Source organism: Nocardioides sp. (assembly GCF_964228225.1).
GTDB lineage: Bacteria > Actinomycetota > Actinomycetes > Propionibacteriales > Nocardioidaceae > Nocardioides.
This window is the reverse complement of record NZ_CAXQZB010000051.1, coordinates 47,984-70,531: the sequence shown is the minus strand read 5'-3', so window position 1 is coordinate 70,531 and position 22,548 is coordinate 47,984. Positions and strand designations below refer to the sequence as shown.

The following is a 22,548-nucleotide window of genomic DNA, read 5'->3' as shown; positions in this document are numbered from 1 at the left end:
GGTGACCCGGCGCCCCGGTGCGCCGGGTGCCCAGGGGCGGCGGGTGCGTCGGGGCCCGATGCCGGGCGCCGGTAGATTGACGCCGTGCCCGAGCCCCGCGTCTCCGCCCTCGACACCGTCTCCCGTGCCGCGCAGGATCCCGACCGCGTGCAGCCCTGGGCCGACCTCGGCCTGAAGGAGGACGAGTACGCCCGGATCCGCGAGATCCTCGGGCGCCGTCCCACCTCGGCCGAGCTCGCCATGTACTCGGTGATGTGGAGCGAGCACTGCTCCTACAAGTCCTCCAAGGTGCACCTGCGCCAGTTCGGTGAGCTGAGCCAGGAGACGCCGGTCGGCAAGATGCTCGCGGGCATCGGCGAGAACGCCGGCGTCATCGACATCGGCCAGGGCTACGCCGTCACCTTCAAGGTCGAGTCGCACAACCACCCCAGCTACGTCGAGCCCTACCAGGGCGCGGCCACCGGCATCGGCGGCATCGTGCGCGACATCCTGGCGATGGGTGCGCGGCCCGTGGCCGTGATGGACCCGCTGCGCTTCGGCCCGCTCGACGCCCCCGACACCCGGCGCGTGCTGCCCGGGATCGTGGCCGGCGTCGGCGGCTACGGCAACTGCCTGGGCCTGCCCAACATCGGCGGCGAGGCCGTCTTCGACTCCACCTACCTCGGCAACCCGCTGGTCAACGCCCTGTGCGTCGGGGTGCTGCGGCACGAGGACCTGCACCTGGCCAAGGCCAGCGGCGCCGGCAACCAGGTGATCCTCTACGGCGCGCGCACCGGCGGTGACGGCATCGGCGGGGTCTCGGTGCTGGCCTCGGAGACCTTCGACGCCGATGGTCCGGCCAAGCGGCCCGCGGTGCAGGTGGGCGACCCGTGCATGGAGAAGCTGCTCATCGAGTGCACCCTCGAGCTGTTCGCCGCCGGTGTGGTGGCCGGCATCCAGGACCTCGGCGGCGCCGGCCTGTCCTGCGCCACCTCCGAGCTCGCCAGCGCCGGTGACGGCGGCATGCACGTGCACCTGGACCGGGTGCCGCTGCGCGACTCCACCCTCTCGCCCGAGGAGATCCTCATGAGCGAGAGCCAGGAGCGGATGATGGCGGTCGTCGAGCCCGACGACGTCGCCCGCTTCCTCGGCATCTGCGCGAAGTGGGACGTCGAGGCGGTCGTGATCGGCGAGGTCACCGACACCGGCCGGCTGCAGATCGACTGGCACGGTGAGCAGGTCGTGGACGTGCCGCCGCGCTCGGTGGCCCACGACGGCCCCACCTACGAGCGGCCCTTCGCGCGTCCCGACTGGCAGGACGCCCTGCAGGCCGACGTCGCCGAGGCACTGCCCCGGCCCGCGGGCGGGGAGGAGCTGCGCGCCACGCTGCTGCGGCTCGCGGCCAGCCCCAACCTGTGCGACAAGTCCTGGATCACCGACCAGTACGACCGCTACGTGCGCGGCAACACGGTGCTCTCCCAGCCCTCCGACTCCGGGATGATCCGGATCGACGAGGAGACCAACCTCGGGGTCGCGGTGTCCACCGACTGCAACGGCCGCTACGCCAAGCTCGACCCCTACCGCGGCGCGCAGCTCGCGCTGGCCGAGAGCTACCGCAACGTCGCCACCGGCGGCGCGGTGCCGCTGGCCATCTCCGACTGCCTGAACTTCGGCTCGCCGGAGGACCCCGGCGTGATGTGGCAGTTCGCCGAGGCCTGCCGCGGCCTCAAGGACGCCTGCGCCACCCTCGGCATCCCGGTCACCGGCGGCAACGTCAGCCTCTACAACCAGACCGGTGAGACCGCGATCCTGCCGACGCCGGTGGTGGCGGTGCTCGGCGTCGTCGACGACGTCACCCGCCGCACCCCCTCGGCCTGGGACGCCGCCGGCCACCGCCTGCTGCTGCTCGGGGAGACCCGCGAGGAGCTCGGCGGGTCGGAGTGGGCGCACGTCGTGCACGGTCACCTCGGGGGTCTGCCGCCGGTGCTCGACCTCGAGCACGAGCGCGCGCTGGCCCGGCTGCTGCACGAGGGGGTGGGCCTGTTCTCCAGCGCCCACGACCTCTCCGACGGCGGGCTGGCCCAGGCGCTGGTCGAGACCTCGCTGCGCCACATGGTCGGGGCCCGGGTCGACCTCGCCGCGGTGCACGCCGACCCGTTCGTCGCGCTGTTCGCCGAGTCGACCGGCCGGGTGCTGGTCAGCGTCGCCGAGGCCGACCTGCCCCGCGCGACCGCGCTCGCGGCCCGGCACGGCATCGCGGCCGCGAGCCTGGGCGTCACCGGCGGCGACGACGTCGTGGTGGGCGACCTGTTCTCGCTCAACCTGCTCGAGCTGCGCTCGACGTGGATGGCCACGCTGCCCGCCGCGATGGCCTGAGCACGGTCCCGGCCGAGGCCATCCGGTGCGCCCCGCGGCCCCGAACGACCTGCATGCCCGCCCTGTCCCGCCGTCGTCTGCTGGGCCTCGCGGGACTGCTCGGCGTCCCGGGCCTCGGCGCCCTGCTGGCGGCCTGCGGTCAGGGGCCCGAGGAGGTGCCGGCCCTGCCCGCTGACGCCGACGGCCCCCGCACGATCACCTACGGCGAGGACGCCTCGCAGTTCGGTGAGCTCACCCTGCCCGCCGGCACGCCCCGCGGGGTCGCGGTGGTCGTGCACGGCGGGTTCTGGCTGGCGCAGTACGGCATCGAGTACGCCCGCCCGCTCGTGCCGAGCCTGGTGGAGCAGGGCTGGGCGGTCTGGGCGATCGAGTACCGCCGGGTCGGCGACGGTGGCGGAGTGCCGACCACGCTCGACGACGTCACCGCCGCGCTCGCGCTCGTGCCCGATCTCGACACCGGTGCGCCGGCCGAGGCGCCCGTGGTCGGGATCGGTCACTCCGCCGGTGGGCACCTGGTCACCTGGGCCGCAGCGGGCGGTGTGCTCACCCACGTCATCAGCCAGGCCGGCGTGCTCGACCTCGTCGCCGCGTCCCGCGAGCGCCTGGGTGGCGGGGCCGTGGAGGGGTTCCTCGGACACGTCCCGGACCCGAGCGACCCCGCCGACGCCGCCGTCGATCCGGTGCGGCAGGTGCCCCTGGCCGCTCCGGTGTGGTGCGTGCACGGCGAGGACGACACGATCGTGCCGATCAGCCAGTCCGAGTCCTACGTGGTGGCCGCGACCGCCGCCGGCGCGGTGGCCGAGGTGGTGCGAGTGCCGGGCGACCACTTCGCCGTGATCGACCCCGACTCCGCGGCCTGGGCCCGGACCCTGGAGATCACCGCCGCCCTCTGAGCCTTCTGCCGGGCCACCCGCTGATCCACCCGCTGGTCGCGCTGCTCACAGCAGTCGGTCGCGATCGCCCGGCCGGGGCGCCAGGCCGTGGACCACCACCCCGGCGACCCCCAGGCCGAGCCCGATCACGACCCCCCACGCCCCCAGGTCGGCCAGCACCTCGCGGGGGGTGAGGTCGGCGAGGTCGCGGGTGCGGACCAGCACGAGGACGCACGCTCCCGCCCCGAGCAGGACGCTGGCCCGCCCGACGACGACCGCGAGCATCCAGGTGAGCCCGACGAGGGGCGCGGTGACCACGACCAGGCCGGGCTGGTCGGCGCTCACGCCGATCGCCAGCGCGCCGCCGCACGCGGCCGTGCTCATCGCGGCCGCCCACCAGGCGCGCGCCAGCATCGGTCGGGTCCGCCGCGGGGCCAGGGTGGGGAGTCGATCGCCGGTCGCGAGGGCGGTGACCATCGCCAGGAGGGCGGGAGCGAGGAACCACAGCGGGATCCGCTGCTCGTCCAGCCCCCGCACCGTCCGGCCCGCGTAGAGGACGGTCCCGATGCTGACCGCGGCGATCGCGATCAGCACCGGGACGCCGTCGTGCGCGGCCACCCAGCCCCGGATCCCGCTGGTCCTGAGGCGGGTCACGCGGGTCACTCGGGCAGACCTGCGCGCAACGAGTCGGGGAGCCGGACCGCCTCGAGGTCGCACGCCCGCAGCGCGGAGTAGGTGCGGGCCACCCAGGACCGACGTTCCGCGGGGTCGGTCTGCTGCAGCCACGCCCGCTCGGGGCCGGTGATCACGGCGTCCGGCTCCGTCGCCACGGCGACCGCGATGAGGAGCTCGGTGGCGAAGGCGTACTCGTCGCCGGGCCTGGCGGTGGGGTCGAAGTAGTCGGGGCAGGGACTGGGGCGCATGAGCAGTGCCGCCAGGGCGCTCGGGTCGGTGGGCAGGTCGTCGCTGATCCCTCGGGCCAGGAGGCCGACCTCCGGCGGCGGCCGGTAGCCCGGCAGGGCCGCCTCGAACCGGTCCGGCAGGGCCGCGCCCGCCGCGGTCAGGCGCGCGGCGACCTGCTGGACCCCCGGCAGGATCCGGTCCAGCTGGCGCTGCTGAGCCGCCGGCAGGCAGACCTGCACCGGCGTGCCCGCGCACACGTCGGGCCGTTCGGCGGTGATCACGAAGCGCTCCGGTGGACTGCTCATCGTGAGGATCGTGCCCGTGCCTCCTGTGAGGAGCCCGGCGACCAGGAGCGCCGCACGGGCGCGCGGCAGGGGACTCGTGTCGCGCGAGGGGAGTGCGGCGAGGGTCAGCAGCGCCGTGAGACCGGCGAGGGCGAGGGAGTGCCAGGCGATCACCGCGAGGTCGAACCGCAAGCCGGCGAGCGACCCGGTCACCGGGCCGTGCCGCAGCAGCTCGGGGCCCGGGCGCGGGGCGAGGTCGCCGAGTAGGAACAGGCCCACCGGGACCGCCAGAGCGGTGAGCGGGTGCGGCAGGTGAAGGGCGAGCGCGGCGCCGGTCATCGCGCAGGCGGCGAGCACGAGGGGTCCGATCACGAGCGCCGCCCAGCCCGCGTCACCGCCGTGCGGCACCGCCAGGGTGATCGCGACCGCGACGAGTGCGGTGAGGGCGTAGGCGACCAGGCCGAGGCCGGCCGCGAGGCCCGCCTGTCGCACCACCACCCAGGCCCGTCGCGGGGTGGTGTCGGTGAGCGGGCGCAGGGCTGCGGCCCGGACGACCATCCACGCGGCGAGCCCGCCCACCAGGGGCCCCGTGAGCACGGTGCTGCCGGCGATGGTGTCGATCGTCCAGTTCCAGTCGCCGCGCCACGGCCAGCCGCCGTTCTGGAGCACCAGGGCGGAGGCGACGAGCAGGGGGAGCAGGGCCCAGGCGACGTCGGTGCGCAGGAGCCGGCTCATGTCGGCGGTCCCGGGGGGCGTAGCAGGCTCAGGAACCCCGCCTCGAGGTCGCTGAGACCACCCGGACGGGCCTGATCGTCGGCGGCGGACCCGGCTGCGGACCCGGGCGCGTCCTCGCGGCGGTGCTCCTCGGCACGGCCGGCGAGCTCGCTCATGGGACCGTCGAAGACCACCCGCCCGTCGTGCAGCACGACGGTGCGGGTGACCACCGGGGCCAGGTCCTCGAAGGAGTGGCTGCTGACCACGACGGCGCGCAGCCACGCCTGCTCGACCAGGATCCGGCGCAGCTGCAGCCGCTGCTGGGGGTCGAGGCCCGCCGTGGGCTCGTCGAGCAGCAGCACCGGGGGTTCGGCGAGGATCGCCTGGGCCAGCAGCAGTCGACGGAACATCCCGCCCGAGAGCGCCGAGACCCGGGCGTCGTGCTGGGCCGTCAGGTCGGTACGGGCCAGGGCCGTGGCGACCGCGGCCCCGCGGCGACGGCGCGGGATCTCGCGCAGCCAGGCCAGGTAGCCCAGGAAGTCGCCCACGCGGACGGTGCCGGGCACGGGCAGGGCCTGGGGCATGAAGCCGATCCGGCGGCGCAGGTCGGACAGGGAGCCGTCGCCGTCGGTGAGACGGACGGTGCCACGGTCCGGCACCAGGCTCGTGCTCAGGATGCGGAGCAGGGTGGACTTGCCGGCGCCGTTGACGCCGAGCAGGCCCACCCGCTCCGCCCCGAGCGACAGCGAGAGGTCGTCGAAGACCACGTGACCGCCGTAGCGGTGCGCGAGGTGGTCGGCGACCAGGACGTCGTCGCGAGTCATGGGTGCAGGCGTGGGTCAGTAGGCGAACGAGACCACGGCGTGCTTGGAGCACGGGTCGTTGGACCACGACTGGATCTCGCAGATGTCGATGGCCCCCCGCGCCTTGGAGTCGCCGGCACGCAGCGCGCGTGCCACGGTGTGGTACTCCCACTGCCCGGTGTTGCTCTCCTGGCTCTGCTTGCTGGTGTCGTGCCACCAGCACGCAGTGGTGTGGTCGCCGCACGTGGCGTCGGGGCCGAACCACCAGAAGTCGGTCTCGACCCGGACCTTGTCGCCACCGGGCCGGGCGTCCATGAAGTGGGAGGTGCTCTGCGCGACCGTCCGGTTGTTGTTGTAGAAGTTGCCGTAGGCGTGGCCCTGGGCCACGCCGCCGTCGTAGGCGGTGATGGTGCCCCACGAGGCCGCGAGGGCGGGGGAGGCGGTGAACAGGACCGCCGAGGCGGCCGTGGCGGCGAGCAGGCGAGGTGCGATGGACATGGGTCCTCCGAGATCCGAGATGAGACGAGCCACCATCTCTAGGTGAGACGGTGGGAGCACCGAACCACCGCGCCGGATTCGCGTCAAGGGTGGATCGAATCCGCTGTGGAGAACGCCGCCGTGCTCAGGACCGGTTCGGGTCCCACACGGTGCGCGCCTCGGGTCCGGGGCCGGGTTGGCAGTGGGGGCACCACCAGGTGAAGCGGTTGGCGCCGTCGCCGCGCACCTCGTCGGCACGGCGGATCGTCGTGCCGCATCGACGACACGGGCGGCCCGCCCGGCCGTTCACCCAGTGCTCCTCGCCCGGCCGGGTCGACCCCGTGGTGACCTGGTGGGCGTCGCGGGACAGCGCGGAGAAGCGCAGCATCGTGGCCGCGCGGGCGACCACCCGGGTGACGTCGACCTCGCCGATCGGCGTCCACGGGGACACCCCGGTGAGGAAGGCCAGCTCGTTCACCCAGACGTTGCCGAGCCCGGCCATCAGGCGTTGGTCGAGCAGCGCGGAGACGAACGGGGTGGTGCCTGCCCCGCGCAACCGGTGCTCGGCCTCGGCCGGGTCCCAGTCGTCGCGCAGCGGGTCCGGACCCAGGTGGCTCACCAGGGTGTGCTCGGCGTCGGTGGCCACGAGGTCGAGGTCGTGCAGCCGCAGCCCCCACGCGGTGCGCCCCGGGGTCTGGAGGACCAGGCGGACGTCGTCGTCGAACCCCCGTGGCAGCCGGCGGCCCGGGCCGGTGAAGCGCCACGCGCCGTCCATCCGCAGGTGGCTGTGCAGCGTGAGGCCCCCGGAGAAGCGTTGCAGCAGGTGCTTGCCGTGGGTGACGTGTGCCAGCACCTCGCGACCGGCGAGGTCGCGGGTGGCCAGGCGTGGCACGCGGAAGTCGCTGCGCTCCACGGTGCGCCCGCGCAGCTCGCGATCGAGGGTGCGCGCGAGCTTGTAGACGCTGTCACCCTCCGGCACCCCGCCATCGTGCCGTACCGGGCTCGCCCGACCGGGTGCCCCGCGGTCGGCGGCTACCCTCGGGCCGTGCCCGCCCGACTCCGACCGCTGTCTCCTGCCGACCTGGCCCGGGCCCGCACCACCGACGACCGGCGGGCGTTGGTGAAGCACTACCTCGCGGTGCTGGCCGAGCGGACGCCGGGGGCCTCGGTGGAGGTGCGGGTGCCGCCGTACGCCGCGGTGCAGTGCGTGCCGGGGGTGCGCCACACCCGCGGCACCCCGCCCGCGGTCGTCGAGATGGGGGCCGAGGTGTGGGTGGCGCTGGCCACCGGGTGCCGCACCTGGCAGGACGCGCTCGACGCGGGCGAGGTGCGCGCGAGCGGCGAGCGGGCCGACCTCGCGCCCTGGCTGCCGCTGGACCGTCCCGCCCCGGGTCACTCGCCGGGTGAAGGGGCCGCGGCGGGGTGATTAGGGTGGTCGCATGAGCGCCACCCCCACCGAGCACGCCGCCCTCGTCGCCGAGGTGCGGGACCGCGTCGCCGGCCGCATCCCGGAGCTGCTGCCCGGCCTGCGCCGCGACCTCGAGGACCTGGTCCGGATCGAGTCGGTCAGCGCCGACCCCGCCCGCGCGGCGGAGGTGCAGCGCAGCGCCGAGGCCGTCGCCGCCCTGTTCCGGGCCGAGGGGTTCGACGACGTCGAGATCGTGTCCGCCGACGGCGGCGCCCCAGCGGTGATCGGTCACCGGGCCGGTCCTGCGGGCGCTCCGACGGTGCTGCTCTACGCCCACCACGACGTGCAGCCCGAGAACGACCCCGCGGACTGGGACAGCCCGCCCTTCGAGCCCACCGAGCGCGACACCCCGCAGGGACCGCGCCTGTTCGCGCGCGGCGCCGCCGACGACAAGGCCGGGATCGTGGCGCACCTCGGCGCCCTGCGCGCCTGGGGCGAGGACCTGCCCGTCCACGTCACGGTGTTCATCGAGGGCGAGGAGGAGGTCGGGTCCGAGACCCTCCCGGCCCTGCTGGCCGCCCACCGCGAGTCGCTGCGCTCCGACGTCATCGTGATCGCCGACTCCGGCAACTGGGACATCGGCGAGCCCGCCCTCACCACCAGCCTGCGCGGCCTGGTGCGCGTCGACGTCGAGGTCCGCACGCTGACCCACGCGGTGCACTCGGGCATGTGGGGCGGCCTGGCCCCCGACGCCCTCATGGCCCTCACGCGGCTGCTCGCCAGCCTCCACGACGACGACGGCGCCCTCGCGATCACCGGCCTGCACCACGGGCCGGCGGCGGACGTGGAGTACCCCGAGCACCGGTTGCGCGCGGAGTCCGGCATCGCCCCGGGGGTCTCCTGGGTGGGGCGCGGTCCCGCCGTCGAGCGGCTCTGGACTCAGCCCGCCCTCACGATCACCGGTATCGACGCCCCCCGCGTGGACGGCGCCAGCAACACCCTCACCCCGGTCGCGCGCGCGAAGCTGAGCCTGCGGGTCGCGCCCGGCGACACCTCCGAGAACGCCCTCGCACGGCTGCGCGAGCACCTCGAGGCGCACGTGCCGTGGGGGGCGCAGCTGACCGTGACCCTGGTCGACGCCGGCGAGCCCACCGTCATCGACGCCACCGGACCCGCCTACGACGCCGCGCGGGCGGCGTTCACCGCGGCCTGGGACGGCGTCGCGCCGGTCGACATGGGCGTGGGGGGATCGATCCCGTTCATCGCCGAGTTCCTCGAGGCCTTCCCCGCCGCCAGCGTGCTGGTCACCGGGGTCGAGGACCCCGACACCCGCGCCCACGGTGCCAATGAGGGCCTGCACCTGGCGGAGTTCGAGCGGGTCGTGGTGGCCGAGGCGCTCCTCCTCGGGCTGCTCGGGCGGCTGCCCGACGGCGCCTGAGCACGCGGTGAGCGAGACCGCGCTCGGCTGGCTGGAGCGGTACCGGGACCACCGGCTGGGCGCGCTCACGGAGCGGCTGGTCGACACGATCCTCTCCGAGAACCCCGCCTACCGCTCCTCGGCCGTGATCCCCGAGGCCGACCTGCGGATCTCCTGCCACGACAACCTCGACCGGTTGCTCGAGCTGCTCACGGTCGAGCTCGCCGGCGGCGCGCCCGAGCGGGCCGAGGACGATCCCGCCTTCGACGCCGCCCGGGCCACCGGGGAACGTCGCGCTCGGCAGGGCCTGCCGCTGGACCAGGTGCTGCGCTCCTTCCGCATGGGCGGGCGGTTGATCTGGGAGGACGTCGTGCGCGAGGGCGAGCAGGTGCTGGACGCCCAGACGCTGCGCGACATCGGCGGCCACCTGTGGGAGGTCGTCGACGCGACGTCGGCCCAGGTGGCGGTGGCCTACCACCAGCACCTGCGCGCCGTCGTCCGCGCGAACGAGCAGCAGCGCGCCGAGCTGTGGGAGGGCCTGCTCGCGGGCCGTGCCCACGAGCCGGGCTACGCCCTGGAGGTGGCCGCCCTGCTCGACGTCCCCGACGGCGTGGACCTCGTCGTGGTCGCCGCGACCGCGCTGGACCCGGCCCTGGCCGAGGAGGCGATGGCGCCCCACGCCTCGGCCTGGACCCGGCGCTCGACCGGGGTGGTCGGGCTGGTGGCGCTGCGCGAGTCGGATCCGTCCGGGGTGCGGCGCCAGCTCGCGCAGCTGGCCGCGCGCAGCACCTGCGCCCTGGGCGTCTCGGGGGTCCAGCACGGGCTGGCCGGCGTCGCCGAGGGCTTCCGGCAGGCCACCGTCGCGCTGCGCATGCAGGGTGAGCGGGTCGGGGTGGGTGACTTCGCGTCCCAGCTGCCCGAGGCGCTGCTGCTCTCGGCCCCCGAGGTCGCGGCGCGGCTGGTGGACCGCTGGGTACGGCCGCTGGTGGTGCTCGACCCCGCGGAGATGGCGGTGCTCGTGCAGACCCTGGAGATCTGGGTGCGGTGCGCCGGATCGCCCTCGCGCGCGGCCCAGGGGCTGCACTGCCATCGCAACACCGTGCTCAACCGTCTGCGCCGGTGGGAACAGCTCACGGGCCGCACGCCGGCCTCCGGGGACGCGCAGGAGGGGGGTGCGGGGGCCGACGCGGAGTCGCTCACCGACCTCGATCTCGCCCTGCGCGCCTACCGCCTCGGGTTGGGCAGCCTGCACAACATCTAGCGCAAGAGGTTGGACCTCCGAACAATGGCGTCCGCCGGTGACCGCTGTCACAATTGAGAGGCGATCTGTGTGGTTCCCCGGGGCGGTATGGGGTCGCCCCGCCGGCAGATGTGCCAGTTCGTAGGTAGGAAGTGTCGATGTCTCGCACCCCTGAACGCAGCACCATGCACAACGATGTGGTTGACGACTCACCCTTTGAGGTGCGTCGCCGTACCTTCCTCGGCTTCGTGCTCGCGGGCAGCACGCTCACCGTGGCCGCCGACCTGAGCCTGGGTGCGCCCAAGGCCATGGCCGCGGTGCCCTCCGCCCCGCAGATCCCCGAGTTCTACGACCTCGGCGACCTCCAGACCGATGCGGCGCTCCCCACGGCCCAGCTGATCACCGTGGTGATCAACAAGGACGGCACCGCCTCCTTCGAGTTCCCGCGCACCGAGGTCGGCCAGGGCATCCTGACCTCCACCACGATGATCCTCGCCGAGGAGCTCGACCTCCCGATGAGCAAGATCAAGGTGACGATGGCCCCCGCGCGGCCCGAGCTCGTCCTGAACCAGCTCACCGGCGGCTCCAACACCACGGTGTCGACCTACACCCCGGTGCGCGTCGCCGCAGCCCTGGCCCGCCAGCGCCTGCTCGCCGCCGCGGCCTCGCTGTTCGACGCCAACGCCGACCGCCTCATCAGCAAGGGCGGCGTGATCACCGACCCGGTCGGCGGCCAGACCGCCACCTACGGCCAGCTGGCCGAGCTCGCCGCGAGCAACGTCGTCGAGCAGCTCGAGGTCGTGCTGCGCGGGCGCAACACCTTCAAGGTGATCGGCAAGCCGACCAACCGCCTCGACGCCCGCGCCGCGGTGACGGGCCAGAAGAAGTTCACCACCGACCTCGACGTGCCGGGCGCGCTCCCGACCATGGTCTGCCGCGCGCCGCAGCACAAGGGCACGCCCAAGCGGCTGCGCAACAAGGCCCAGATCCTCAAGATGCCCGGTGTGACCCACGTCGAGATGGTCGACACCGGCGTGGCCGTGCGGGCCAAGACCTTCGGCCAGTGCATCGACGCCGTGCGGGCCATGAAGGTCGACTGGAACCCCGGCCCCGCCGACGGCGAGTCCGACGCCACCGTCCTGGCCGAGCTGCGCCGCGCCGAGCTCCCGCTCGTCGTGCCGGAGATCCCCGGCGCCACGGTGATCGACACCGACTTCGCCTTCGCCTTCCGCAGCACCGCGGCGCTGGAGACCTACTCCGCCATCGCGGACGTGCGTTCGGACCGCGCCGAGATCTGGGCCGGCCTGAAGGTCCCGATCCTGTGCGCCGAGAACATCTCGCTGATGACCGGCATCCCGGTGAACAACGTCAAGGTCAACGTCATCGACGGCGGTGGCTCCTTCGGTCACAAGCTGTTCAGCGACCACGCCCTCGAGGCCGCGCAGATCTCGATGAAGATGGGCGTCCCGGTCAAGCTGATGTGGCACCGCGCCGACGAGCCCCGCCACGGCCGCCTCCACCCGATGGCGACCTCCCGCTGCCGCGCGGTGATCGTCAACGACCAGGTCGTGAGCTTCGAGCAGCGCCACACCAGCGTCGTCACCGACTTCAGCCACGGCCTGGGCGAGATCCTGACCTCGATGACCGACGAGCTGCCCACCGGCCTGGGCGGCCTGGGCTTCTCGGAGTCGATCTTCACCCTCACCCAGGAGCTGCCGTACAACTTCGGCGCGGTGACCCAGCTCCTCAACGAGGTCAACGCCAACTACGCCACCGGGTCGATGCGCAACATCTACTCGCCCGACGTCGCGACCGCCAACGAGCTCACGATCGACCTGATCGCCAAGAAGCTCGGTGTCGACCCGTACCAGTTCCGTCTCAACCACCTCAAGGACGACCGCGCCAAGGCCGTCCTCAAGGCCGTGGCGAAGGCCGGCAACTGGGGCCGCAAGATGCCCAAGGGCATGGCCCAGGGCATCGCGGTGCACAAGGAGTACAAGGGTGCGACCGCGTGCCTGGTCGAGATCGACTGCCGGCCGCAGACGGTCAACCGCGACCTCGGGGTCAAGGAGACCTACACCGGTCCGCGCGTGACCAAGGCGATCATCGCCGTCGACCCCGGTCTGGTCATCAACCCCACCGGTCTGCGGGCGCAGATGGAGGGCGGCTTCATGGACGGCATGGCCATGACCCTCACGGCCAGCTGCCACCTCAAGGACGGCAAGTTCCTCGAGGCGAGCTGGGACAACTACTTCTACACCCGCCAGTGGAACGTGCCGCCGAAGATGGACGTCATCATCGTCGACTCCGGCATCGACCAGCCCGGTGGTGCCGGTGAGGCCGCCGTCGCGGTGTCCGCCGCCGCCGTGGCCTGCGCGTTCACCCGGGCGAAGGGCAAGGTTCCGGCCTTCTTCCCGACCAACCACGGAGAGATCGGCTTCCGCGTGAAGTCCTTCGAGCCGCCCATCCCCGCCTCGCCGACCAACGGCCTCAAGACCACGTACTGAGGCAGGAGAAACCGACATGCCCAAGCAGACCTTCATCCTCAACGGCAAGTCCGTCACCGTCGACGTCCACCCCGACGTCCGCGTGCTCTGGGTGCTGCGTGACATCCTCGGTGTCACCGGCCCCAAGTACGGGTGCGGCATCAACGTGTGCAAGGCGTGCACCTCGCACATCAACGGCAAGGCCTTCAACCCCTGCGCGGTGCGCGTGGGCGACCTGAAGGACCAGGACCGCGTCACGACCATCGAGGGCCTCGCGGCCACCGACCCCGGCCCGGGGCTGCACCCCATGCAGCAGGCCTGGATCGACCGCGACGTCCCGCAGTGCGGCTACTGCCAGCCCGGCCAGATCATGGCCGCGGTCGCGCTGGTCAAGAAGGTGCGCCGCGAGGGTCGTGAGATCCGTGAGAGCGACCTCGACAAGATCCGCAACATCTGCCGGTGCGGCACCTACCACCGCATCCGCGAGGCGATCGAGCAGGGTGCCCGCAACATGAAGTGAGGCACTCGCCCGACCTGCACCACCACCGGGGCCGGATCCGCACCACGCGGGTCCGGCCCCGGTGTCGTGGCCGGGTGTCGTCGACCGCGGTGGCGGCCGGCCTCAGGCCAGCGGCAGGTGGACGCGGAACTCGGTGCCCTCGCCGAGGGTCGAGGACACCGTGACCCGGCCGCCGTGGCGGGTGACGATGCGCTGGGTGATCGCCAGGCCCAGGCCCGTGCCGGGCTGCTCCAGCGCGAGCGCGTTGGAGCTGCGGAAGAAGTCGGTGAACAGCTGGTCGAGGTCCTCGGGCGCGATGCCGATCCCGGTGTCGGCCACCACGACGACGACCTCGGGGGCGCCCGGTGCGTGCTGCACGCACATCGCCACCCGGCCGTCGGCGGGCGTGTACTTCAGGGCGTTGTCGAGCAGGTTGATCAGCGCGCGGGCGAGCTCGTGCGCATCGGCGCGCACGGGGACCGGCGTCGGGGGCAGGTCGACGACGAGGTCGAGTCCGGCGCGCTCGGCGGTGCGCGCGGCGTCCTCGCCCAGGTGCCGGACGACGTCGACGAGGTCGAGCACCTCCGTCGGGGGCGGGGCCCCGGGATCCTCCGCCGCGGCCAGGGCCAGCAGGTCGTCCACCAGGGCCGTCATCCGGTGGGCCGCCCGGGTGATGGCCTGCACCATCTCGGCGGGGGCGGGCTGGCCGAGCGCCAGCGCGTCCTCCAGCACCTCGGCGTGGCCCAGGATCGCGGCGAGCGGGTTGCGCAGCTCGTGGCTCACCGTGGTGAGCAGGCGTGACTTCGCCGTGCTGAGCGCCTGCAGCGTCTGCACGTGGGCCTGCTCGCGGGCCAGCGTGCGGGCGTTGACGACGGCCTGGCCGAGGTCGCGGGCGATCTCGGCGGCCATCCGGCGCTCGTCGGGGGTGTAGACCATCGAGGTGTCGGCACGGGCGATCAGCAGGTCGCCGAGGTGCTCCTGGCCCGCCCCGATGGGGGCGAAGACCGCGGCGTGCAGGCCGAGGGCGCGCAGCCGTTCGGCCGCCGCGCGCTCGACGGGGTCGGCGTCGGCGTGGACGTCCGCCGAGAGCAGCACCGTCTCCTGCCGGCGCCACGCCTCCGCGGCCCGGGCCCGCATCTGCTCGAGGAACTCGGGACCGTCGAGCATCAGGTGGGCTTCCAGGCGCCCGGCGAGCGTCTCGTCGCCGGTGGCGACGAACGGGACGCCGACCCCGGAGGGCGGGTAGAGGTGCAGGCCGAGCAGGTCGGAGCGGAAGCCGGTGAGCACCGCGTCGCGCCCCGCGGTGAGCACCGCCTCCAGGTCGCCCTCGGCGACGGCGATGCGCACCACCTGGCGCGCCGCCTCGGCGAGTCGGATGCGCTCGGCCAGCTCCTCGCGCTGCACCGCCTGGCGCAGCGCCCGCTCGGCCTGCACCGCCCATCGCTGGAGCAGCAGTCGCTGGATGGAGGCCGGCCTGCGCTGTTCGTGGGGCATGTCGAGCTGGGCGAGGCCGATCAGCGCGCCGACCTCGTCGTAGAGCCAGGCGCACAGCAGGTCGTGCGGATGCCACCGGTCGGGGTCGCTCGTGGCCGGCAGGTCGGGGATCCAGTCGTGGGCCAGTGGGGGCTGCGGGGCGCGTTCGGCCGGCAGGAACGAGAACCGGCCCCACCGCAGCGCCGGCTCCAGCTCCTCGCGCAGCTCCGGCAGCGGGACGCCCACCCCCAGCATCCGCTGGGTGAGGTCGGTCGGGCCCTGCACCGCGACGGTGATGAGCTGGTCCTCCCACAGCACGCTGATGGTCGCGACGTCGAAGCCCACCATGTCGGGGGCCGAGGCGACCACCAGGTCGAGGGCGTCGCGCGAGGCGGCGTCGGACCAGATGCGCAGGTCCACCCGGCCCCGGGTGTCGAGGGCGTCGTGCGCCATGCTCCCCCCGTCCTCGCGTGCCGCTCGCGTCGGCAGGGACAGCCTACCTGTGACGTGGCGTTCGCAAGAGGATCGTCCGCGAGCGTCCCACGGTTCCACCCGGGGGCGCCGGCAGCCCTACCATGGGGTGGTGCCCTACGAGACGAGCGGACGCCGGGGCGGTGACGGTCGGCTCACCGCCGCCCTGGACCCGCAGGACCAGGGACCTCAGGACGCCTGCGGCGTGTTCGGGGTGTGGGCCCCGGGCGAGGACGTCGCCAAGCTGACCTACTTCGGTCTCTACGCCCTGCAGCACCGCGGGCAGGAGTCGGCCGGCATCGCGGTCAGCAACGGCCGTCAGATCCTGGTCTACAAGGACATGGGGCTGGTCTCGCAGGTCTTCGACGAGTCGACGCTGGCCTCGCTGCGCGGCCACGTCGCGATCGGGCACTCGCGCTACTCCACGACCGGCGCCTCGACGTGGCAGAACGCCCAGCCGACGTTCCGCCCCACCGGCGACGGCTCCATCGCGCTGGGGCACAACGGCAACCTCATCAACACCCACGAGCTGGCCGAGCTGGTGCGCGACCTGCCCAGCGACGACGGCGAGCTCGACATCCACTCCCGCGAGCTCGAGGCCGCCACCAACGACACCAGCCTCGTGACGGCGCTGCTGGCCCACCACCCGGACACCTCGCTGGAGCAGCGCGCGCTCGACGTGCTGCCGCTGGTGCGCGGTGCCTTCTCGTTCGTGTGGATCAACGAGCACACCCTCTACGCCGCCCGCGACCCGCAGGGCATCCGGCCGCTGGTCCTGGGCCGGCTCGAGCGCGGCTGGGTGGTGGCCTCCGAGGACGCCGCCCTGGCCACGGTCGGGGCGAGCATCGTGCGCGAGATCGAGCCGGGCGAGATGATCGTCATCGACGAGCAGGGCCTGCGCTCCCACCGCTTCGCCGAGGCGGCGCCGAAGGGATGCGTGTTCGAGTACGTCTACCTCGCCCGCCCCGACGCCACGATCGCCGGGCGCAGCGTGCACGAGGCCCGGGTCGAGATGGGCCGCGAGCTGGCCCGCCAGTTCCCCGTCGAGGCCGACCTCGTGATGCCGGTGCCGGAGTCGGGCACGCCGGCGGCCGCGGGCTACGCCGAGCAGAGCGGCATCCCGTTCGGCCAGGGGTTCGTCAAGAACGCCTACGTCGGGCGCACCTTCATCCAGCCCAGCCAGACCCTGCGCCAGCTGGGCATCCGGCTCAAGCTCAACGCGCTGGAGCACATGATCCGCGGTAAGCGGATCGTGGTGGTCGACGACTCCATCGTGCGCGGCAACACCCAGCGCGCCCAGGTGCGGATGCTGCGCGAGGCCGGGGCCCTGGAGGTGCACGTGCGCATCTCGAGCCCGCCGGTGAAGTGGCCCTGCTTCTACGGCATCGACTTCGCGACCCGGGCCGAGCTGATCGCCAACGGTCTCGACGTCGAGGAGATCGCGGCCAGCGTCGGCGCCGACAGCCTGGGCTACATCTCCCTCGAGGGGATGATCGGCGCCACGAAGCAGGCCGCCGACAAGCTCTGCACGGCCTGCTTCACCGGGGAGTACCCCGTCCCGCTCCCCGACGAGAGCCTGCTCGGCAAGCACCTGCTCGAGACCTCCATCCAGGCGCCGACCTTCGGCAAGGCGCTCCCCGTGCTCAACAACCCGTGAGGCCCGCATGACCCCGCACCCCACCGACAGCTCCCCGGCCGCCGCCGCGGTCCCGACGACGCCGGTGGGCAACGCCTACGCGCGCGCCGGCGTCGACATCGAGGCCGCCGACCGCGCCATCGACCTGATGAAGGCCTCGGTCGCACGCACCCGGCGTCCCGAGGTGATCGGCGACCTCGGCGGCTTCGCCGGGCTCTTCGACGTCTCCGCGCTCACGAAGTACACCCGCCCCCTGCTCGCGACCTCCACCGACGGCGTCGGCACCAAGGTCGCGATCGCCCAGGCCATGGACGTGCACCACACCATCGGCTTCGACCTCGTGGGCATGGTCGTCGACGACCTGGTCGTGTGCGGGGCCGAGCCGCTGTTCATGACCGACTACATCGCCTGCGGCCGCGTGGTGCCGGAGCGGATCGCCGCGATCGTGCAGGGCATCGCCGAGGCCTGCGTGGTCGCCGGCTGCGCGCTCGTCGGCGGCGAGACCGCCGAGCACCCCGGCCTGCTGCACCCCGACGAGTACGACGTCGCTGGTGCCACCACCGGCGTCGTCGAGGCCGACGCGCTGCTCGGCCCCGGCCGGGTCCGGCCCGGCGACGTCGTGGTCGCGATGGCGTCCTCGGGGCTGCACTCCAACGGCTACTCCCTGGTGCGCCACGTCCTGCTCGCCGAGGCCGGCTGGGCGCTGGACCGCGACGTCGCCGCCCTGGGCCGCACCCTGGGCGAGGAGCTGCTCGAGCCCACCCGGATCTACGCCAAGGCGTGTCTCGACCTCGCCGCCGCCGGCGGGGTGCACGCGATGTCGCACATCACCGGCGGTGGGCTGGCGGCCAACCTCGCCCGCGTCATGCCGGTGGAGCTGCGCGCGACCCTGGAGCGGGCCAGCTGGACCCCGCAGCCGATCTTCGACGTCGTCGCCGAGGTGGGGCGCGTGGAGCGCGCCGACCTCGAGGCGACGCTCAACTGCGGCGTCGGGATGGTGGCCCTGATGACCCCCGACGCGGTCGACGCCGGCGTGGCGACGCTCGCCGAGCACGGCATCCACGCCTGGGTGGCCGGCGAGGTCGACGCCGACCCCGAGGGTGCCGGGACGGTGCGCCTGGTCGGCGACCACCCCGCGCGCTGAGCCGCTGGGGCTGCTCAGGGCCGCCTCGGGGCCGCCTCGGGTGTGATCCGGACAGCATTCGGGGCACTTCGTCCCGAGGTGGGATGCCGGAACAGCCGTGCCTCGGGTAGCGTTGTCCCCACGAGATTCTGTTGAGACAGTCCGGGCCCGTGATGGCGCCCGGCCAAGTGTGCGAGGGGGCTGGACCCTATGGGCCGCGGCCGTGCGAAAGCCAAGCAGACCAAGGTTGCTCGAGACCTGAAGTACCGGACTCACGAGACCGACTTCAGCGCCCTCGCGCGCGAGCTGCACGGCGAGGAGAACCAGCCCGACGCCGACGACCACGACGAGTGGTCCGACTACGCCGCACGCGACTGACTCACCGAGCGGTCCTCGCTCCCGCATCCTCCGGGGTGCGCGGGTCGCGTCAGCCTGACCGCACGCGCTGGGCGGTGACTCCGGGTCCCCGATGCGTCCGCCTGCGCCCGTGGCGGGGCTGACCTGTGCCCCGACGCTGCGCCGCCGCCCCCCGACAAGCGTGACGGGCCGGCCCCCACCAGGGGGCCGGCCCGTCGTGTCGTCGTCGGGGCGGACGCCCCGGCGGTGGCTCAGCTGCCGGAGACGGCCTTCTTCAGGCCCGCGCCTGCCTTGAAGGCGGGCTGGACGCTGGCGGCGATCTGGATGGTCTCGCCGGTCTGCGGGTTGCGGCCCTCGCGCGCCGAGCGGGCACGGGTCTCGAAGGTGCCGAAACCGGGCAGGGTGACCTTCTCGCCCTTGGCGAGGGCGGCGGTGATCGCGTCGAGGACGGCGGTGAGGGCCTGGTCGGCCTGAGCGCCGCTCAGCCCGGTCTGGGTGGCGACGGCCTCGCGCAGCTCGGTGCGGTTCATGGTGATCCCTTCTGGGTCGGTGGGGGGCGGGTGCCCGGGGTCGGTCCCGTCAGTGGCAGCTGGGGTGATCGCCCGGGGTTCCCGGGTGGTCGCCGCCCCCGACGGGGCGCTGGAGGACCAGCGCGCCGTGCGTGCCGTAGGGGAGTACGGGACCCCCGGCCGACACGCCGTCGAACCCCATCATCCACGGTGCCTGGTTGCCGGGGGAGCCGGGGAGGCCCGGAAGGAGCGTGGGCCAGGGGATGTTGCCGGGGAAGTCGGCGCCGAGGGTCGCCACCGCGCGCAGCCCGGCGTCGAAGACGGGGTAGCGCAGCCGGTGCTCGGGATCGCCGTCGCCGCCCTCGGACGCGAGCAGCCACCAGCGCCCCGTGGTGTCCCGGGCCCAGGTGACGCCTTCGCAGGCGTGACGATCGCTTGCGGCGGCCACCCACGTGAGTCCGGTACCGCTCAGCTCGGTCCCGCGCGCCAGCACGGGATGGAAGTCGAAGAACCGGGTGGCGCTGACGAACGCGACGTGCCACACGCCGTCGGCGTCGCGGCGCAGGTGGGGGTCCCACACCCCGACGCTTCGATGCGGGCCCGTGGGCAGGGGCAGCGGCTCGGTGTCGAGCACGTGCGTGCCGCGGGTGACGTCGGCCCGCGTGCGGGCGAGCCCCACACCGACGCGTGGCCGGTCGCCGAGGTCGAAGTCGCCCCAGGTGCTGGTGGCCAGCAGCCACCCGTCGTCCTCGCGCACGAGGTGGACGGCGTGGTCGCCCACCACCGCGCCGCCGCGACGCGCGAAGAGGTCGCCGCGGTGGGTGAGCGCGCCGGTGCCGGTGTGGAAGGCCCACACGGAGGTGTGGCCGGTGCGGAATCCGCCCGGTCCGGCGGACGTCGCGGTGACCAGGACGTCGTCGCCCTCGCGCCACGGCGTGCCGTCGGCGTGGGTGACCAGCCGGGGGTCCCGCAGCCCGAGCCCTCCGAAGGCGCCGTGGCGGTCGCCCTCGGCGCGCAGCGTGGCGAGCACGGCGGGGTCGTGGACGCCACCGGGCCCCGTGGGGTGCACCGGCGTGCCCGGCGCGCCGGCGAGGTCGAGACGGGCCCGCGCCGTCCAGCCGTCGGCGTCGCGGGTCCAGGCCACCGCGCACGGGCCGGTGAGGGTCAGGGCCAGCACCTCGGCGGTGCGGGTGCGCGTGCGCCACCGCCGCCAGCGGGTGCGGGGGCCGGCGGGGACGTCGAGCCGGCGCCCGGCGTGGGAGGCCTGCAGGACCACGCCCCCGCGTCCTGTTCGGGCGCTCAGCGACCAGTCGCCCAGGTGCAGGGCCGCGTGGCCGCGGCCGCGGACCAGGTCGGTCTCGACGCCGGCGTAGGGCGCCGGTGGGAGCGGGCCGGGGCGGACGAGCACGACCTCCCGCACCCGCGCGTGGGTGGCGTAGCGGGGGAAGGACGGGCCGGGGGCGGCCGGGTCGGTGCTCACTCGGCCGGATCGGGGACGGCGCTCGGCGGGCCGACGGGGGCGTCGGGGTCGGCGTCGGGGGTGCTTCCGACCTCGGTCGGGGCCGGTCCCAGCGAGCCGGGCCAGATCCGCTCCAGGGCGTAGCGCTGCCCGATGGAGAAGTCGTACTGGACCATCCGCAGGTCCTGCAGCACGCGGCGTCCCTGCGGGTCGAGGTCGGCCTCGCTGATCTTGCGGCCGTCGGGGGTGTACCAGCGGCCCAGCTCCATCGCGCTGACGTAGCGGTACCAGCGGTCCAGCAGCAGGAAGTACGGCGGGATGGGGGCGTCGGCGACGTCGTACAGCATCGGGAGGAAGTGGATCGGGCTGGTGTAGGCCGCGCGCCGCTCGACCCGCTGGCCCTCGCTGCTCCAGATCAGGAACGGCGTGCGGTAGAGCCCGAGGTCGGGGTTGGCGTCGGTGATCGCGCCGTCGTAGATACCGGGCAGGTGGTCGCCGTAGAAGACGACGATGGTCTTCTCGCCCGAGCGCTTCAGGCCGTTGAGGAACCGGTTGAGGGCCCGGTCGGTGTACTCGATGCCGCGGGCGTAGTTGCCGAGCCGGTCGGCCTGGGTGCCGTCGACGCCGCTGACCGGGATCGGGTCGGCGTAGTTGCCGTCGACCGGGATGTGGTTCTGCATGGTCACGAGGTTGACCATCAGCGGGGAGTCGGAGGCGGTGATCCGGTCGCGCACCTCGTCGAAGGCGGCGTCGTCGGAGATGTAGGGGTTGTCGTCGATCCGGGTGGGCCGCTCCATCGTCGTGTCGTGGATGAAGTCGGTGAAGCCGAGGGTCTGGTAGACCTCGTTGCGCTTGTAGAAGCTCGTGAGGTACGGGTGCACCGCGATCGGGGTGTGCCCGTGGGAGGCGAACCAGCCCACGGCCGAGGGGTAGTCCTCGAAGCCGGGCAGGAGCATCTGGTAGGGCGAGGAGAGCTGGGGCTCGAACAGGCCCATCGACTGGCCGGTGAGCGCCTCGAACTCCATGTTGGCGGTGCCGCCGCCGTAGAGCTGGGGCATCATCGTGCCGCTCGTGATCCGCGCCATCCGGGCGCGGGTGAGCGGGATCGGGTCGCGCTCGAGCTCGAAGCCCTTCAGCAGCGTGGGGTCGCTGAAGGACTCGCTCAGCACGAACACCACGTTGGTGTCGTCGAGGGACCCGGTGCGCCCGCGGTTCTCCTGCGCGGCCGCCCGCGTCCAGCGGGCGGCGAGGGCGTCCATCGCCTCGGGTCCGTAGCCCTGTGGCGTGGCCATGGCCGTGGTCGGCATGTTGTAGAGGAAGCCGCCCACGAAGCCGTTGGCGAGGTAGTTGGTGCGCTGGTTCCAGTACCGCCAGCGGTCGCCGCCGGCCTCGTAGAGCCCGCGCCAGGCGTTGCCCGGGGCGTTGAACCGGGTGGTGTCGGCCAGCAGCACGATGACCAGCGTGATCAGCGCGGCGCGGGTGAGCACCGCCGCCAGCTGGCGGCGCAGCGGCAGGTGCGCCGGCCAGATGCGCGCCAGCGGCGGCTCGAACCGGCGTCCGAGCAGCCAGGCGATGACGACGATGGCCAGCAGTGCGATCACGGCGAGCACGAGGAACGCCGGCGCCACCATCTCGGCCAGGAACGCCGGCTGACGCAGGAAGTCGATGTCGCTGGGGTAGACCGGCTCGGCGCGCAGCCCCAGCTTGACCCGGTTGGTGACGGCGATGACGACGCTGAGCGCCACCACGATGCCGACCGAGAGCGTGACGCGGTTGGTGAGACCGACCAGCACCATGATGACCAGCCAGATCACGATGGAGTCGGCGATGTAGCTCAGTCCGCTGATGAAGGTGGACTGCCACCACACCCCGCCCTCACCGATCAGGCCGGACAGCTCGAGGATGAGCGCGCACACCATGGCGCCGAACACCGTGACGCGCTGGGCGTAGACCAAGGCGCGCCAGGAGGACCCGTGCGGGCGACCCTCGCGGCGCTCGTCCTCCCCGGCGGGAGGCGCCGCGGAGCTCGTCTTCGCCATCGGTGGTCGCCCTCCGCCTCGGT

General features: G+C 73.6%; 19 protein-coding genes. 10 read left to right on the top strand and 9 right to left on the bottom strand.

Annotated features, from left to right (window positions below):
* Positions 1 to 84 precede the first annotated feature (84 nt).
* On the top strand, positions 85 to 2,355 hold the full coding sequence (purL, locus tag ACERUJ_RS13010) for a phosphoribosylformylglycinamidine synthase subunit PurL (protein WP_370249017.1): 2,271 nt from the start codon (positions 85 to 87) through the stop codon (positions 2,353 to 2,355).
* Positions 2,356 to 2,408: 53 nt separating this feature from the next.
* Complete coding sequence (locus ACERUJ_RS13005) at positions 2,409 to 3,248, top strand: alpha/beta hydrolase family protein (protein ID WP_370249016.1); 840 nt, start codon at positions 2,409 to 2,411, stop codon at positions 3,246 to 3,248.
* A gap of 45 nt (positions 3,249 to 3,293) precedes the next feature.
* Here the strand turns inward: ACERUJ_RS13005 and ACERUJ_RS13000 are convergent, their stop codons facing one another.
* From ACERUJ_RS13000 to ACERUJ_RS12980, 5 genes are all read right to left on the bottom strand, one after another.
* The gene (locus ACERUJ_RS13000; RefSeq protein ID WP_370249015.1) at positions 3,294 to 3,881 is read right to left on the bottom strand and encodes a hypothetical protein; all 588 of its coding nucleotides are present in this window, start codon (positions 3,879 to 3,881) and stop codon (positions 3,294 to 3,296) included.
* A gap of 5 nt (positions 3,882 to 3,886) precedes the next feature.
* The gene (locus tag ACERUJ_RS12995; RefSeq protein WP_370249013.1) at positions 3,887 to 5,149 is read right to left on the bottom strand and encodes a hypothetical protein; all 1,263 of its coding nucleotides are present in this window, start codon (positions 5,147 to 5,149) and stop codon (positions 3,887 to 3,889) included.
* Entirely contained in the window at positions 5,146 to 5,952 is an 807-nt protein-coding gene (locus ACERUJ_RS12990) for an ATP-binding cassette domain-containing protein (RefSeq protein WP_370249012.1), read from the bottom strand. Before ACERUJ_RS12990 ends, ACERUJ_RS12995 begins: the two co-directional genes overlap by 4 nt.
* A 15-nt stretch (positions 5,953 to 5,967) precedes the next feature.
* Entirely contained in the window at positions 5,968 to 6,429 is a 462-nt protein-coding gene (locus tag ACERUJ_RS12985; protein WP_370249011.1) for a hypothetical protein, read from the bottom strand.
* Positions 6,430 to 6,553: 124 nt separating this feature from the next.
* Positions 6,554 to 7,387, bottom strand: a complete 834-nt coding sequence (locus ACERUJ_RS12980) for an Fpg/Nei family DNA glycosylase (RefSeq protein WP_370249010.1) — start codon at positions 7,385 to 7,387, stop codon at positions 6,554 to 6,556.
* A 66-nt stretch (positions 7,388 to 7,453) separates the two neighbouring features.
* On the opposite strand from ACERUJ_RS12980, the gene ACERUJ_RS12975 reads away from it, so the two are divergent.
* The 5 genes from ACERUJ_RS12975 to ACERUJ_RS12955 all read left to right on the top strand — a co-directional run bounded on the left by ACERUJ_RS12975 (position 7,454) and on the right by ACERUJ_RS12955 (position 13,479).
* Positions 7,454 to 7,834, top strand: coding sequence for a sterol carrier family protein (locus tag ACERUJ_RS12975; RefSeq protein WP_370249008.1), 381 nt, complete (start codon positions 7,454 to 7,456; stop codon positions 7,832 to 7,834).
* A 13-nt stretch (positions 7,835 to 7,847) separates the two neighbouring features.
* The gene (locus tag ACERUJ_RS12970; protein WP_370249007.1) at positions 7,848 to 9,254 is read left to right on the top strand and encodes a dipeptidase; all 1,407 of its coding nucleotides are present in this window, start codon (positions 7,848 to 7,850) and stop codon (positions 9,252 to 9,254) included.
* A gap of 7 nt (positions 9,255 to 9,261) precedes the next feature.
* The gene (locus tag ACERUJ_RS12965) at positions 9,262 to 10,494 is read left to right on the top strand and encodes a PucR family transcriptional regulator (protein WP_370249006.1); all 1,233 of its coding nucleotides are present in this window, start codon (positions 9,262 to 9,264) and stop codon (positions 10,492 to 10,494) included.
* A gap of 200 nt (positions 10,495 to 10,694) precedes the next feature.
* The gene (locus ACERUJ_RS12960; RefSeq protein ID WP_370249004.1) at positions 10,695 to 12,980 is read left to right on the top strand and encodes a molybdopterin cofactor-binding domain-containing protein; all 2,286 of its coding nucleotides are present in this window, start codon (positions 10,695 to 10,697) and stop codon (positions 12,978 to 12,980) included.
* Between the two features lie 16 nt (positions 12,981 to 12,996).
* Complete coding sequence (locus ACERUJ_RS12955; protein WP_370249003.1) at positions 12,997 to 13,479, top strand: (2Fe-2S)-binding protein; 483 nt, start codon at positions 12,997 to 12,999, stop codon at positions 13,477 to 13,479.
* Between the two features lie 102 nt (positions 13,480 to 13,581).
* Here ACERUJ_RS12955 and ACERUJ_RS12950 read toward each other — a convergent pair whose 3' ends face one another.
* On the bottom strand, positions 13,582 to 15,384 hold the full coding sequence (locus ACERUJ_RS12950) for a sensor histidine kinase (protein WP_370249002.1): 1,803 nt from the start codon (positions 15,382 to 15,384) through the stop codon (positions 13,582 to 13,584).
* Between the two features lie 130 nt (positions 15,385 to 15,514).
* On the opposite strand from ACERUJ_RS12950, the gene purF reads away from it, so the two are divergent.
* The 3 genes from purF (at position 15,515) to ACERUJ_RS12935 (ending at position 18,539) form a co-directional block, all read left to right on the top strand.
* Complete coding sequence (gene purF, locus ACERUJ_RS12945) at positions 15,515 to 17,059, top strand: amidophosphoribosyltransferase (RefSeq protein ID WP_370249001.1); 1,545 nt, start codon at positions 15,515 to 15,517, stop codon at positions 17,057 to 17,059.
* 7 nt (positions 17,060 to 17,066) lie between these two features.
* The gene (gene purM / locus ACERUJ_RS12940) at positions 17,067 to 18,182 is read left to right on the top strand and encodes a phosphoribosylformylglycinamidine cyclo-ligase (protein ID WP_370248999.1); all 1,116 of its coding nucleotides are present in this window, start codon (positions 17,067 to 17,069) and stop codon (positions 18,180 to 18,182) included.
* Between the two features lie 189 nt (positions 18,183 to 18,371).
* Positions 18,372 to 18,539, top strand: a complete 168-nt coding sequence (locus tag ACERUJ_RS12935) for a DUF3073 domain-containing protein (RefSeq protein ID WP_370248998.1) — start codon at positions 18,372 to 18,374, stop codon at positions 18,537 to 18,539.
* 230 nt (positions 18,540 to 18,769) lie between these two features.
* Here ACERUJ_RS12935 and ACERUJ_RS12930 read toward each other — a convergent pair whose 3' ends face one another.
* Genes ACERUJ_RS12930 through ACERUJ_RS12920 form a run of 3 tightly spaced genes read right to left on the bottom strand, consistent with a single transcriptional unit; the run spans position 18,770 to position 22,525 of the window.
* On the bottom strand, positions 18,770 to 19,048 hold the full coding sequence (locus tag ACERUJ_RS12930; RefSeq protein ID WP_370248997.1) for an HU family DNA-binding protein: 279 nt from the start codon (positions 19,046 to 19,048) through the stop codon (positions 18,770 to 18,772).
* 49 nt (positions 19,049 to 19,097) lie between these two features.
* Positions 19,098 to 20,507, bottom strand: coding sequence for a hypothetical protein (locus tag ACERUJ_RS12925; protein ID WP_370248996.1), 1,410 nt, complete (start codon positions 20,505 to 20,507; stop codon positions 19,098 to 19,100).
* Positions 20,504 to 22,525 (bottom strand): LTA synthase family protein, encoded by a 2,022-nt coding sequence (locus tag ACERUJ_RS12920; protein WP_370248995.1) that lies wholly within the window; start codon positions 22,523 to 22,525, stop codon positions 20,504 to 20,506. Before ACERUJ_RS12920 ends, ACERUJ_RS12925 begins: the two co-directional genes overlap by 4 nt.
* Positions 22,526 to 22,548 lie beyond the last annotated feature (23 nt).